14 protein-coding genes are annotated in these 12,727 nt (G+C 62.2%); all 14 read right to left on the minus strand.

All coding sequences use genetic code 11. The features are described 5' to 3' along the window. Window positions 1–142 precede the first annotated feature (142 nt). Window positions 143–2,164 carry a bifunctional 4-hydroxy-3-methylbut-2-enyl diphosphate reductase/30S ribosomal protein S1 gene (locus WMO64_RS01430; RefSeq protein WP_294519222.1) on the minus strand — a complete coding sequence of 674 codons (2,022 nt, stop codon included), beginning with the start codon at window positions 2,162–2,164 and terminating at the stop codon, window positions 143–145. Further along, window positions 2,161–2,778, minus strand: a complete 618-nt coding sequence (locus WMO64_RS01435; protein WP_294519219.1) for a lysophospholipid acyltransferase family protein — start codon at window positions 2,776–2,778, stop codon at window positions 2,161–2,163. Before WMO64_RS01435 ends, WMO64_RS01430 begins: the two co-directional genes overlap by 4 nt. Next, window positions 2,775–3,455 carry a (d)CMP kinase gene (gene cmk / locus WMO64_RS01440; RefSeq protein ID WP_349230764.1) on the minus strand — a complete coding sequence of 227 codons (681 nt, stop codon included), beginning with the start codon at window positions 3,453–3,455 and terminating at the stop codon, window positions 2,775–2,777. Before cmk ends, WMO64_RS01435 begins: the two co-directional genes overlap by 4 nt. Then, the gene (locus WMO64_RS01445; RefSeq protein ID WP_349230765.1) at window positions 3,449–4,711 is read right to left on the minus strand and encodes a BaiN/RdsA family NAD(P)/FAD-dependent oxidoreductase; all 1,263 of its coding nucleotides are present in this window, start codon (window positions 4,709–4,711) and stop codon (window positions 3,449–3,451) included. Before WMO64_RS01445 ends, cmk begins: the two co-directional genes overlap by 7 nt. Continuing rightward, on the minus strand, window positions 4,708–5,595 hold the full coding sequence (locus WMO64_RS01450) for a MurR/RpiR family transcriptional regulator (RefSeq protein WP_294519209.1): 888 nt from the start codon (window positions 5,593–5,595) through the stop codon (window positions 4,708–4,710). The genes WMO64_RS01445 and WMO64_RS01450 overlap by 4 nt, the downstream gene beginning before the upstream one ends. A gap of 329 nt (window positions 5,596–5,924) precedes the next feature. Beyond that, window positions 5,925–6,650, minus strand: coding sequence for a pseudouridine synthase (locus tag WMO64_RS01455; protein WP_294519205.1), 726 nt, complete (start codon window positions 6,648–6,650; stop codon window positions 5,925–5,927). 17 nt (window positions 6,651–6,667) lie between these two features. Continuing rightward, window positions 6,668–7,846, minus strand: a complete 1,179-nt coding sequence (locus WMO64_RS01460) for a D-alanyl-D-alanine carboxypeptidase family protein (RefSeq protein ID WP_349230766.1) — start codon at window positions 7,844–7,846, stop codon at window positions 6,668–6,670. 90 nt (window positions 7,847–7,936) lie between these two features. After that, a complete protein-coding gene (gene ytfJ / locus WMO64_RS01465; RefSeq protein ID WP_294519198.1) occupies window positions 7,937–8,350 on the minus strand; it encodes a GerW family sporulation protein in 414 nt (137 codons plus the stop codon). Window positions 8,351–8,352: 2 nt separating this feature from the next. Continuing rightward, window positions 8,353–8,979, minus strand: a complete 627-nt coding sequence (locus WMO64_RS01470; RefSeq protein ID WP_294519194.1) for a DUF2953 domain-containing protein — start codon at window positions 8,977–8,979, stop codon at window positions 8,353–8,355. Window positions 8,980–8,983: 4 nt separating this feature from the next. Continuing rightward, on the minus strand, window positions 8,984–9,613 hold the full coding sequence (scpB, locus tag WMO64_RS01475; protein WP_294519191.1) for an SMC-Scp complex subunit ScpB: 630 nt from the start codon (window positions 9,611–9,613) through the stop codon (window positions 8,984–8,986). Window positions 9,614–9,633: 20 nt separating this feature from the next. Next, window positions 9,634–10,440, minus strand: a complete 807-nt coding sequence (locus WMO64_RS01480; RefSeq protein ID WP_349230767.1) for a segregation and condensation protein A — start codon at window positions 10,438–10,440, stop codon at window positions 9,634–9,636. After that, window positions 10,437–11,126 carry a site-2 protease family protein gene (locus WMO64_RS01485; protein ID WP_349230768.1) on the minus strand — a complete coding sequence of 230 codons (690 nt, stop codon included), beginning with the start codon at window positions 11,124–11,126 and terminating at the stop codon, window positions 10,437–10,439. Before WMO64_RS01485 ends, WMO64_RS01480 begins: the two co-directional genes overlap by 4 nt. A 250-nt stretch (window positions 11,127–11,376) precedes the next feature. Continuing rightward, a complete protein-coding gene (locus WMO64_RS01490; RefSeq protein ID WP_349230769.1) occupies window positions 11,377–12,129 on the minus strand; it encodes a fumarylacetoacetate hydrolase family protein in 753 nt (250 codons plus the stop codon). Further along, on the minus strand, window positions 12,126–12,725 hold the full coding sequence (gene yihA / locus WMO64_RS01495) for a ribosome biogenesis GTP-binding protein YihA/YsxC (RefSeq protein ID WP_349230770.1): 600 nt from the start codon (window positions 12,723–12,725) through the stop codon (window positions 12,126–12,128). The genes WMO64_RS01490 and yihA overlap by 4 nt, the downstream gene beginning before the upstream one ends. Window positions 12,726–12,727 lie beyond the last annotated feature (2 nt).

Here is a 12,727-nt window from a genome sequence, read left to right on the forward strand (position 1 = left end):
CTTATATAGTTATATTATAGTCATTTTTCGCTCATTTTGCAAGGGAAAAACGGCAAAATCTACATTCAAACTGTAAATATTGTGAAAAAAGCGGCCTGTTTTCAGCTGAAAACAGGCCGCTCTCGGATTTGCTATTGTGGAATTACTCCGCGTCGGTACCAGCGAAGTCGCCGGAGACCTCGGTGCCCTCGCTGTCGGAGGTGGCAACCAGAGTGTCGGCGCCGTCGGCAGCAGCGGCGGAAGAGCGCTGGGCATCCTCCAGCAGAGCGCGGATGGACAGGGAGACCTTCTTGCGGTCCATGTCGATGTCGGTGATCTTCACGTCCACCATCTGGCCCTCGCTGAGCACATCGCCGGGCTTGTCGATGCGGTGATCGGCAATCTGGGAGATGTGAATCAGGCCGTCCACGCCGGGGACGATCTCGGCAAAGGCGCCGAAGGTCATCAGCTTGACCACCTTGACGTTGGCGGTGTCGCCCACGCTGTACTTGCTGGTGAACACAGTCCAGGGATCCTGGCTCCGGTCCTTCATGCCCAGGGAGATCTTCTTCTTCTCCTTGTCGAAGGAGATGACGTACACCTCCACGGTGTCGCCCACCTTCACCACCTCAGAGGGGTGCTTGATGCGGCTCCAGGAGAGCTCGGAGATGTGGACCATGCCGTCCACGCCGCCGATGTCCACGAAGGCGCCGTAGGAAGTCAGGGACTTCACGGTACCGGTGTACTTCTTGCCCTCCTCGATGTTCTCCCACACCTCGGCGGCCTTGGCGGCGCGCTCCTCGGCGGTGACAGCGCGGATGGAGCCCACCACGCGGCGGCGGGCACGGTTGACCTCGGTGATGCGGAGACGGACGTGCTTCTTCAGCAGCTCGCTCATGGGAGTCTCACGGGGCAGGCCGGTCTGGGAGGCGGGCACAAACACCCGGACGCCCTTGATGCTGACCACGACGCCGCCCTTGTTCTCCTCGGTGACAACGCCCTCGACAGTGGTGTGATCCTCACGGGCCTGCTCAATGTCGTCCCAGCTCTTGACGGTGTCGAGACGCTTCTTGGACAGGGTGACAACACCCTCCTGATCGTTGACGCGCATGACATAGGTCTCGATCTCGTCGCCCACGTGGACCAGATCTTCGACCTTTACAGTGGGATCGTCGGTCAGCTCAGACACCGGTATGTAACCGGCGTGCTTGGTGCCGAGATCAACATAGATCTCAGTGGGCGTAATGCCAGTGACAACGCCTGTAACCTTCTCCCCTGTATTTAAAGTTTTGATCGATTTCTCCAGCATTTCAGCGAAGGATTCCTCGATCTCCATGGTTTCGTCGCTCATTTTGTCATAGACCTCCTTTATAATCCACCCGGGCGTGGACGCACCCGCGGTGATTCCAATAGAAGCCTTCCCGTACAGGTTGGAAGGTTCCAGATCCTCCGCCCCTTCGATCCAGAGGACCTGAGGACAGAGCGCTGCGCACAACTCCGCGAGCCGTCTTGTGTTGGAGCTCTTGCGATCTCCGATCACAATCATGGCGTCGCTTTGGGCGGCCAGAGCCTGGGCCGCTTCCTGGCGCTTGCACGTAGCACTACATATTGTATCAAAAACTTTTAAATTTGTACACTCTTTTTTTGCTTTTTCTACGCACAAATCCCAACTTTTTCTGGTAGCGGTGGTTTGAGACACCAAAGTAAGGGGCTTTTTCCGGTTTTCGGAATCTTCATCCAGCCATTTTTCCAGCGCCTCCGCGTCCGCCAGGACCACGGGATGGGCGCACCACCCGGCGATCGCTGTGACCTCCGGATGGTTGGGCGTACCGATAATCACCGGCTGCCGCCCCGCCTGTTCCGCCTCCGCCACGATCTTGTGGATACGGGAGACGTTGGGACAGGTGGCGTCCAAAATCTCTCCCCGGGCGCTGAGCGCCTCATAGACCGCTTTGGGCTCGCCGTGGGAGCGGATGATCACCGTGGCCCCCTCCGGGACCTCCTCGGGCCGCGCCACGCTGGTGAGTCCCATGGACTCCAAACGGCGCACCACGCTGTCATTGTGGATCAGGCTGCCCAGCATCACGCACCGCTTCCCGGACGCCGCCGCCTGCTCTGCCATCTCCACCGCCCGCTTGACGCCGTAGCAGAAGCCGGCGTGCTCCGCCATTGTCACCCTGCTCATGCGGCCTTGGCCCCCAGGGCGTGGATGCGCTCCATCAGCTCCTCGGCGATTACCTTATACTCCTCGGCGGTGCCCTTCTTGCTCTCCACCTGGGGGTAGTAGGGTTCGCCAATGACGATGGTGGTGAAGCGGAACCAGTTCTTCTTCTCGGGGATGTAGACCGGCACAATGGGCACGCCGGTACGGACGGCCAGCATGGCCGCGCCGCTCTTGGCCTCGCTCTCGTGGCCGTACTTGTCCACCCCGTCCTTTACCCGGGTGCCTTCGGGGAACAGCAGCACCTTCTCGCCGCTCTTGAGGTACTTGATGGCGGTCTTGATGGCGCCCACGTCCGACTTGCCCCGGTCAACGGCAAATACACCCGCCTTTTTCAGCAGCCAGCCCAGCACCGGGATGTTCATGAACTCCGACTTGGCCATGGGCCGCAGCTGGTACTTCCGCCCCAACGCCATGACCAGGCAGACCGGGTCGTTCAGGCAGGAGTGGTTGGCACAGAACAGGGCCCCGCTCTGGGGCAGATTCTCTTTCCCGATGGCCCGGCAGGGGTGGCAAAGGCTGAAGAAGGGCCAGATGATGCTCCACAGGATGGAATACACGGTATGAATGCTTTTCATGAGTCCAGACGCTCCTTAATGGTTTTCAGCAGCACCTCGAAGCTCTCCTCCAGGGAGTTGCCGGTGGTGTCCACAGGGATGGCATCCTCCGCCTTGCGCAGGGGCGCTGCGGCCCGGCGGGTATCCTTTTCGTCCCGGGCCACGATCTCAGAGAGCACAGTGTCGTAATCGCTGTCCACACCCCGCTCCTTCAGCTCGGCGTACCGGCGGCGGGCCCGGTCCTCAGAGGTGGCGGTGAGGAAGATCTTCACGTCTGCCTCAGGCAGCACCACGGTGCCGATATCCCGGCCGTCCATAATCACGTTCTGCCGCCGGGCCAGCTCCTGCTGCATGTCCATCAGAAAGGCCCGCACCTCGGGAATGGCAGACACCATGGAGGCATACCGGGAGATCTCAGGCAGACGGATCTCCTGGCTCACGTCCTCATTGTCCAGGTACATATGCTGGAGGCCATCCGTGCCGTGGCGCAGATCAATGGACAGCCCGGGCAGCATACCGATGACGGCGGCGCTGTCCTCCGGCGAAATGCCGTTGCGGTAAGCGGCCAGCCCCACCGTGCGGTAAATGGCGCCTGTGTCTACATAGAGGTATCCAAGGGATTTGGCCAGCATTCTGGCCAGCGTGCTCTTTCCCGCGCCGGACGGTCCGTCCACCGCAATGCTTCTGTACTTCAACACAAATCTCCTCCCGCCTGTAATACGGCCTCCGCGGCGGACTCCCCCGCCGCATGGCCGGTAGACCACGCAATCTGAAGATTGAAGCCGCCGGTATAGGCGTCCACATCCAGCACCTCACCTGCAAAGTAAACTCCCTTTACAAGTTTTGACTGCATTGTCTTGGGGTCCACCTCGGTAACCTTGATGCCGCCGGAGGTCACAATGGCCTCCTCCACCGGCCGGGGACCGGCGATCTCCACCGGTAAACCTTTCAGCAGCTCCAGCAGCCGGCGGCGGCCCTCCCGGGTCACGGAGTTGGCCTTTGTCCCCTCCGGAATACCGGTCAGTTCCGCTAGCACCGGCACCATCAGCCGGGGCACCAGCCCATCCAGCACATTGTGGAACGCCCGGTTGGGGTTTTCGCCCAGATCCCGCAAAAGACGGGCGTCCAGGGTCTTCTCGTCCAGGGCCGGCTTCATGTCGATCCAGACCGTGTAGTGCTCCTTGTCAAAGTCCCGCATATGGGCGCTGGCGCTGAGAATCAGCGGGCCGGAGAGGCCAAAGTGGGTGAACAGCATCTCCCCCTGCTCGTGGAAGATCACCTTTTTCTTGCTGTTCTTCACCTTGATCGCCACATTTCGCAGGGACAGCCCCTGCATTCTGCGGCATAGGTCTCCCTCCGCCACCAGGGGCACCAGGGAGGCCTTGGGCGGAATGATGGTATGGCCCAGTGCCGCCGCCATCTGGTATCCGTCGCCGGTGGAGCCTGTCAGAGGGTATGACACACCGCCGGTGGCAAGGATAACCGTCTTACAGCGGTACTCCCCCCGCTCGGTGCGCACCCGCAGGCCCTCTCCGGCGGAGCGAATGTCCGCGGCCCGCTCCTCCCGAATCTCCACCCCCGCCCGGCGCAGGCCCATCAGCAGGGCGTCAATGATATCCGCCGCCTTGTCTGACTGGGGAAAGACCCGGTTGCCCCGCTCGGTCTTGAGTTTCACGCCCAGGGAGGTAAACAGTTTCTTCACCGACGCAGGCGGAAAGCGGGTCACCGAGCTGGTGAGAAACCGGCTGTTGTGGGGGATGTTTTTCAATACCTCGTCAGGGGCGCAGTCGTTGGTCACGTTGCAGCGGCCCTTTCCGGTGATGTACAGCTTGCGGCCCAGCTTCTGGTTGCGCTCCAGGAGGATGACGGACGCCCCCTTCCGGGCCGCAGTCAGGGCGGCCATACAGCCTGCCGCGCCGCCGCCGATGACAATGATCTCTGTATCTATGGTCAAGTTCCCGCGCTCCTATCTGTCCCATCTTCAATTTTTTCATAGACCTCGTACTCGTCCCAGATCTTCTCCAGTTTTCCGAAGGTCTCGGAGAGGTCGTCATTCTTCTTCCTGCCCACTGCCACGATCAGGGCGTTGACCAGGGAGAGAGGCGCCACCAGGGAGTCCACAAAGGAGGCCATATCACTCTTGGCCAGTAGGGCATGGTCGGCAATGGCGGCCAGGGGTGAGGCCTCGCTGTCGGTAATGGCCAGCACCGTGGCCCCCTGCTTCCGGGCAAACTCCATGGCCCGCACGGTCCGCCGGGAGTAACGGGGAAAACTGACGCCGATGATCACATCCCCCTCCCCAACCCGCAGCAGCTGTTCAAAGAGCTCGCTGGCGGCAGAGGTGTGCACCACCACCACGTTGTCGAAGATCAGGTTGAAATAGAACCCCAGAAAGCTGCTGATGGCCGACGCGGAGCGGATGCCCATGATATAGATCCGCCTGGCCGACACAATGGCGTCCACCGAGGCGGTAAAGGCCTCACGGCTGGTCTCCTCCATGGTCAGACGGATCTTCTCCATATCCGCCTGCATCACCATGGAGAGGATGTCGTGGTCGCCGATCCGATCGTTGGACACCTCGATCCGCTGGATGCTGGTCAGCTTGTTGCGGATTATCTCCTGAAGGGCCTTCTGCATGGCCGGATATCCGTCGTACCCCAGCTCCGCGGCAAAGCGGACCACTGTGGACTCGCTGACGTTCACCGTCTTGCCCAGCTTGCTGGCCGTCATAAAGGCGGCCTTGTCGTAGGACTCCAGAATAAAATTGGCAATGAGCTTCTGTCCTTTGGAAAAGGTGCTCATATTGGACTGAATGGATGATAAAACATCTCTCGGCATGAATGCGACCTCCTGCGTTTGCGCAATGAAGCCGCCCGCATCCGGCTTCTGAATTTTACGGAAAACAGCCGGAACATCCCCCGGCGCAGGCCGGTAGGTCCGTCTGCGCGCAGGGCATGCGGCAAAGAACCGCGCATCAGCCGTGCGCCGGGGCTGATGCGCGGGCAAGCCGCAGCGCGGCTCACAAGCGGCAGGCACTGTCCGCCTGCTGCGGTCGTTCGGAAAAACAGCGCGGCGTTTACGCCGCGCGGAGACAGCCGCTGTGAAAAAGCGGCTGATTTAATGATAGCGGTTATCCCGGAGAAAATCAACTGTCTTTTCCCGCCGGGTCACTCCCCATCTCCGCTCTGGCCCAGCGCCAGGCGGAGCTCCTGAGGCGTCAGACGCCGCCACTCCCCCGGATGGAGCCTGCCCAAGGTCAAGCCGCCCTCCCGCACCCGCTTGAGACGCTTTACCTCCAGTCCCGCCAGGGCGCACATCCTGCGCACCTGCCGGTTGCGTCCCTCGTGGATGACAACAGACAGCCGGGCCCGGCCGGCCCCTTCCCTGCTGAGCACCCCAATCCGGGCGGGTGAGAGCGGCACGCCGTCCAGCTCCATGGGGCCGGACAGCACGGGGATGGCCCGGTCCACATCTCCCTCCACCGTCACCAGATACTCCTTCTCCACCTGGTGGCTGGGATGGATCAGCCGCTGGGTAAAGTCCCCGTCGTCGGTCATCAGCAGCAGGCCCTCGGAGTCCAGGTCCAGCCGTCCCACCGGCCAGACCCGGGCGCCGCAACCAGACACCAGCTGGGCCACGGTCCTGCGCCCCCGCTCGTCGGAGAGGGTGGTCACGTAGCCCCTGGGCTTGTACAGCATCAGGTATGTATGGGCGCCCGCCGGGCGAACGGGCTTCCCGTCCAGCCGGATGTCGTCCCGCTGGGGGTCCGCCTTTTCGCCCAGTGCGGCGGTACGGCCGTTGACCGTCACCCTGCCCGCCGAAAGATATTCCTCCGCCCGCCGGCGGGAGGTCAGACCGGCCGCGGACAAAATTTTCTGGATTCTCTCTTCCATGCTGCCTCCCGGTTTTGTCAGCTCCACTGTCGCTCACAGTAGGAATCTAATATTTGCGGATAGAACGCCGCCTTCACGCCCTCTCCGTCTCTGCGGAACAGGGACAGGATGCGGTCCAAAATGCTCTGGGACCGGGCCACGTTGCTCTCCACGCTGTGGGAGTACACCAGATAGGTGCTGCCCACCTCTTTGCCGTCCACACAGTAGGTCAGGCTTCCGGCGATATCGCCCTCTTCCACAGGGGCCTCCACCACATCCGGCAGGTCGATTTTGGCCGTCACCCGCTCATGCTCCGCCAGGGGGTAGCGGACATTCCGCTCAATCTGGACCGGCACAAACCGGACCAGGCTCCCGGTGACAGGCAGGGACCGGAAGTCCCGCCCGGCAGACGCCAGCAGAATGGACGGCCACTGGGAGAAACCGTAATCGAACATGGCCGCGTGGTCCGCCCAGTCGTTGGGCGCGTTGAGGGTGACCGCGATGAGCCGCTGGCCGTCCCGCTCCGCGCAGGAGACCAGGGTCCTGCCGGCCGCGTCGGTATAGCCGGTCTTCATGCCCACGCAGCCCTCATACCGCCAGAGCAGCTTGTTGTGGTTGGTCATGGTCCGCCCCGCCAGAGTGATGGACTTGGTACCCACAATCTCAGCCAGGTCAGGCTGCTCCATGACCACGATGGCCAGCTTGGCCATGTCCGCCGCGGTGGAGTAGTGCCCCTCCGCCGGCAGGCCGTTGGGGTTGACGAAGTGGGTGTGCTCCATGCCAAGCTCCTGGGCCCGCAGGTTCATCCACTCCACAAAGGTATCCACATCCCCGGCGCAGAAGCCGGCAATGGCCAGGGCCGCGTCATTGCCCGACACCAGCAGCAGGCCGTAGAGCAGCTCCCGCAGGGTCAGCTCCTCCCCTTCCCGCAGGTACATGGAGGAGCCCTCCGCCAGGGTCCACTCCTTCTGAATGGTCACAGTCCTGTCCAAGTCGGAGGTGGACTCCGCCGCCACCAGGGCGGTCATCAGCTTGGTGATGCTGGCAATGGCCCGCTCCTCGTCCGCGTTCTTCTCCATCAGCACCCTGCCGCTCTCCGCGTCCACCAGGATGGCGCAGGAGGCCGAGAGCTCCGGTTCCCCGGCGCCACGGGCGGTCAGGGGCAGACAGGTCAGGCACAGCACTGCGGCCACTGCGGCCGTGAAAACACGCTTCATACAGCATCACCTCAGAGCGCCCGCCAACTGTACAGTGCAGGCGCAAGTTGATGCTAGTATGGGCCGAATGGGGCCGGAACATACCTGGGATCAGAAGGAATCGGTCTCCGCCTTTTTCTCCTGCTGCTTCTCGATAAAGCCGGTCACCTTGTCGATGACCTCGGGCACCATCTCCACCACCCGGTCCACCGCGGTTCCCGGCGGAGGCGCCACGGGCAGCATGCGCACCGTGTCCCCCTTGACGATCAGGAAGGCGATGGGCATAATGTTCACGCCGGCGCCGCTGCCGCCGCCAAAGGCGTTGTCCGTGTCGGGCTTCTGGTTCTTGGTGGTGAAGTCGCTACCGCCGGAGGCAAAGCCGAAGCTCACCTTGGACACGGGAATAATGGTCACGTCCCCAGCTTCAATGGGCTTGCCCACAATGGTGTTGACGTCCACCATCTCGCGGATCTTCTGCATGGTGGTGCTCATCAGGTCGCCGATGGGATGCTGCTTGTTTTCCATAGTCAGACCGCCTCTTTCTTTGTTTGCTCTTGGTTCCGTCCGGACCACAGCTTCAGAAATTTGATCCCCAGCCTCAAGGCCAGCGATACCGCCTGCCCCAGGCGCAGGGAGAAGGACCCGTAGAGATAGGCCTCCGGCTCGGTCAGATTGAAATCCACTCTGGTTCTGACGCGCCGGTCGCCAATATTGAAATTATTCTCCAGCAGGGGCCAGATCATACCGATTGCCGCGTTTACGCCACCAAAGGCCAGGGCTGCCGCCGCCGGATCAGGGGCCGCCGCCGTCACGTCCAGCAGCAGCCTGTCCACCCGCACCTTGCGCCGCAGCTGTCCCGCCGCGTCCGCCACCAGCGGGAGCACCGCCTTCAGCGCAGAGAGCTTTCCGCCCGGCTTGGGCTCCGGCTGCTCTTTCTCTGGCTTCCGGCCCTTCTTTCGCCGCTTTTCCGCCTTGGGCCTCTTCTCTCCGCTTTTTTTCTTGGGCTTGGGCGGATACACTCTGATGCGCAGCGGGCCAAACCGCAGATGCACCAGTGTGCCGGAACGGCTGTACTCCACCGTGCCGCCTATCCGGACCAGGGAGAGCAGCACCAGCGCCGCGGCGATTGCCCCCAGGACAATCCATACCGTCATGCACTCACGCCTCCGTCTCTCCGCTGTCCCAGGCTTCTTCCTCTGTCTTCGCGGCCTCCTGCTCCGCCTTCAGCCGCTCCAGGTTGGCCTGCATCTCCATGGTGATCTGTCCGTCCTCCGGGCTGGCGCTGGGGAGCTCGGGCAGGTCCTCCAGGCTGCTCAGGCCGAAGGACCGCAGAAAGGTCTGGGTGGTGCGGTAGAGGATGGGCCTGCCAGGCACCGCCAGACGCCCGCACTCCTCGATCAGATCCCGCTCCAGCAGCAGTCCCACGGTATAGGCGCTGTCCACGCCGCGGATCTGGTCCACATAGGCCCGGGTGGTGGGCTGGTAGTAGGCGATGATGGCCAGCACCTCCAGGGCGGGCTGGGACAGCCGGGCAGGCCGCCGGCTCTCAAATGCCCGGCGGATGCAGTCGGCATACTCCGGCGCGGAGCAGAGCTGATAGCTGTTCTCCAGCCGCAGCAGACGCACGCCGCGCCGCTCATAGCTGTAGTAGTCTGCCAGGCGCTGGCAGACAGTGTCCACAGTGGCCCGGTCCAGGTCCAGCGCCATGCACAGCCGCTCCACCCCCACCGGGTCCCCGGCGGCAAAGAGAATCCCCTCGATGGCCGACTCTATCTCCTTCACTTCCATGCGCAGCCCTCCGTGTGTCGTCAGTTCACGTCCGTGGTAAACTCAAAGTCCTCCGCCGCCTCGTCGGTGCAGGTCACCGTGCAGTCGGTCTCCGTGCCCGCCAGGCGCACCCGCCGGGCCCGGCACAGCTCCAGCACGGCGATAAAGGTGGCCACAATCTCGCTGCGGCTGCGGTTGCCCTTGAACAGAGCCCGGAACCGGGTCACGCCGAACCGGATGAGCTGCCGGAGGATCTCCCCCGCCTTCTCGGCCACCGGGTAGGGCTCCCGGCCCACAATGCCCTCAAAGGCGGCCATGGGGGGCGGCAGCCGGTTGTACGACCGCTCCAGCACCGCCAGCATGGCCCGGCGCAGATCCTCCCCCTTGTGGACATAGCGGTATACTCTATTGGCCGGAAGGGCTTCCGGCGTCTTGGTGATGTAGTCCCGGCCCACCTCGTTGCGGTCGACCAGCGTGGGAATCACCGCCTTGATACGGTTGAAGCTCTCATGGCGCTGGTGCTCCTCCAGGGAGGCGATGAGCTGTTCCATCTCGGACAGGGCCTCCTCATCGTGGATAGAGAGGAGCATTCTGGTCTTGATGAACACCAGCTGGGCCGCCATGGCCACAAATTCGCTGGCCACCTCCAGATCCAGCTCCTTGCGCTTGTTCATCCAGTCCATGTACTGGTCCAGGATCACCGCGATCTGGATGTCCTTGATCTCCATCTTGTTCTTGGCCAGCAGGCTGAGGATCAGGTCCAGAGGGCCGGTAAAGTCCTCCATGTCCTCTGCCTTGGCCTTGACCACCTTTTCCAGATGAAAAATCGGCGTCTCTATGTCACTCACCCCAGAAAATCCAGAATCTGTGAGCCCACCACCAGGGCCTCCCAGGGCAGACCGGTGACGCGGCACAGGAATTGCAGCACGCCGTTGATGCAGAAAGACAGCGGTCCGTCCAGCACATTGAAGAACACCAGCGCAATGACCGCGATCATGATATACCGCTCATAGCGCAGGATGGTGTAGTACGCCCGGTCGGGCAGGAAGGAAAAGAGCACCTTGGAGCCGTCCAGGGGCGAGATGGGGATCAGGTTGAACAGCCCCAGGCCCACGCTCAGAATCGCCACATTGCACAGGAAATAAAACGCCACCAGCAGCACCATGCTGTCCGTGGGCAGCAGCAGATGGTACACCAGGGAGCAGATCAGCATGGTCACGATGGCCATCAGGAAGTTGGAGATCGGCCCCGCCAGGGCGGTGATGGCCATGCCCCGCTTGGGGTTTTTGAAGTAGCGCATATCCACCGGCACCGGCTTGGCCCAACCTACCCCCACAAAGATCATCATCAGGAAGCCGATGACATCCAGATGCTTGATTGGGTTGAGGGTGAGCCGGCCCATCCGCTTGGCGGTGGGGTCCCCCAGGCGGTAGGCCACATATCCGTGGGACAGCTCGTGGAAGGTAATGCACACCAGGGCCGCCGCCGCGCTCACCAGCAGGGAGAGCAGCCCCATCCAGTTCATATTTGCCATATAGTCCATTACTCTATGCACAAAAAAATCCCCTTTCGCGGGGGCCGGCCGCCCCACAGCACGGGCTTTCCCCCAGGAACCGCTCCCAACCGGAGCGCAGAATTCATCGTAGAGAAAATATTATACCAAAGGTAAACGGAAAATACAAGAAAAAGCCCCCTTCATCAGCTTTTTTCAAGTTTTTACCGGCTGCCCCGGGGACAAAAGAGCCGGTCCGGAGACAGATATCTATCCCCGGACCGGCCGCTCTTTACCGGATGTAGGTGCGCAGAATGCCGATGCCCTCGATCTCTACCTCCACCACGTCGCCGGGCTTCATGGCCCCGATGCCCGCAGGGGTACCGGTGGTCACCACGTCGCCGGGCTCCAGGGTCATGGAGGCGGTGATGAACTCCATCAGCGCCGGGAGCTTGGTCATAAACAGCGAGGTCCGGGAGCTCTGCACGGTCCCGCCGTTGAGCCGGGTCTCGATCTTCAGGTCGGAGCCATCCACCTCGTCGGTCACCAGAGGGCCGATAGGGGCAAAGCCGTCCATGCTCTTTCCCCGGCTCCACTGGCCGTCCGACTTCTGTACGTCCCGGGCGGTCACGTCGTTGAGGCAGGTATAGCCCAGGATATAGTCGGCATACTGGGCGGCCTTCACGTTCTTGGCCCGCTTCTTCACCACAAAGGCCAGCTCGCCCTCGTAGTCCAGCCGCTCCACAAAAGCGGGCGCGGACACCTCGCCCTCAGGGCGGTTGACCGTGTTGGGCGCCTTGATGAAGAGAATGGGCCGGTCGGGCACGCCCTCCCCCATCTCCATGGCGTGGTCGTAGTAGTTCTTGCCCACGCAGATAATCTTGGTGGGCTCGCAGGGCGCCAGCAGCCGGCACTCCGCCAGCGGCAGCCGCCCGCCGTCAAAAGACAGCTCCTCGTAGGGCGCTTTATCCAGCGTCAGGACCTCGTCCCCTTCCAGAGCGCCCCAGACAACCTTTCCTTCCCGGTCAATCCGCACCAGCTTCATTCCGATTCCCCCATACTCTTCAGAATTTCACTCAGCAGCTCCTGCCGCCCGTCCCCCTTCTCCGCTGAGAAGGCAATTACCTTTACATTATCCGGCAAACCAAGGGTTTCCCGGATGCGGGTCAGGTTGGGCTCGATCTCGCTCTTGCGGAGCTTGTCCAGCTTGTTGGCCACCACTAGGAAGGGCTTTCCGCTCTGCTTGAACCACTTGCCCATGGTGCAGTCGTCCGCCGTGGGCTTGTGGCGGGCGTCCACCACCATGATACCCAGGGTCATCAAGGCGTTGTCTGCGAACCAGCTCTCGATCAGCCGGCCCCAGCGGTCCCGCTCCGCCTGGGACACCTTGGCGTAGCCGTAGCCCGGCAGGTCCACCAGATAGAGCTTCTCGTCAATGAGGAAATAGTTGATGTGGGTGGTCTTTCCGGGAGCCGCGCCCACCCGGGCCAGGTTCTTCCGCAGCAAAATCTTGTTGATCACCGAGGACTTGCCCACGTTGGACCGGCCGGCAAAGACCACCTGAGGCAGGCCGTCCCGGGGAAAATCTGCCGCTTTGGCGGCGGAGCGAACAAATTCCGCCCGCTGCAAATTCAAAGCCATGG

This window comes from Pseudoflavonifractor intestinihominis (assembly GCF_040096055.1).
GTDB classification, from domain to species: Bacteria; Bacillota; Clostridia; order Oscillospirales; family Oscillospiraceae; genus Pseudoflavonifractor; species Pseudoflavonifractor intestinihominis.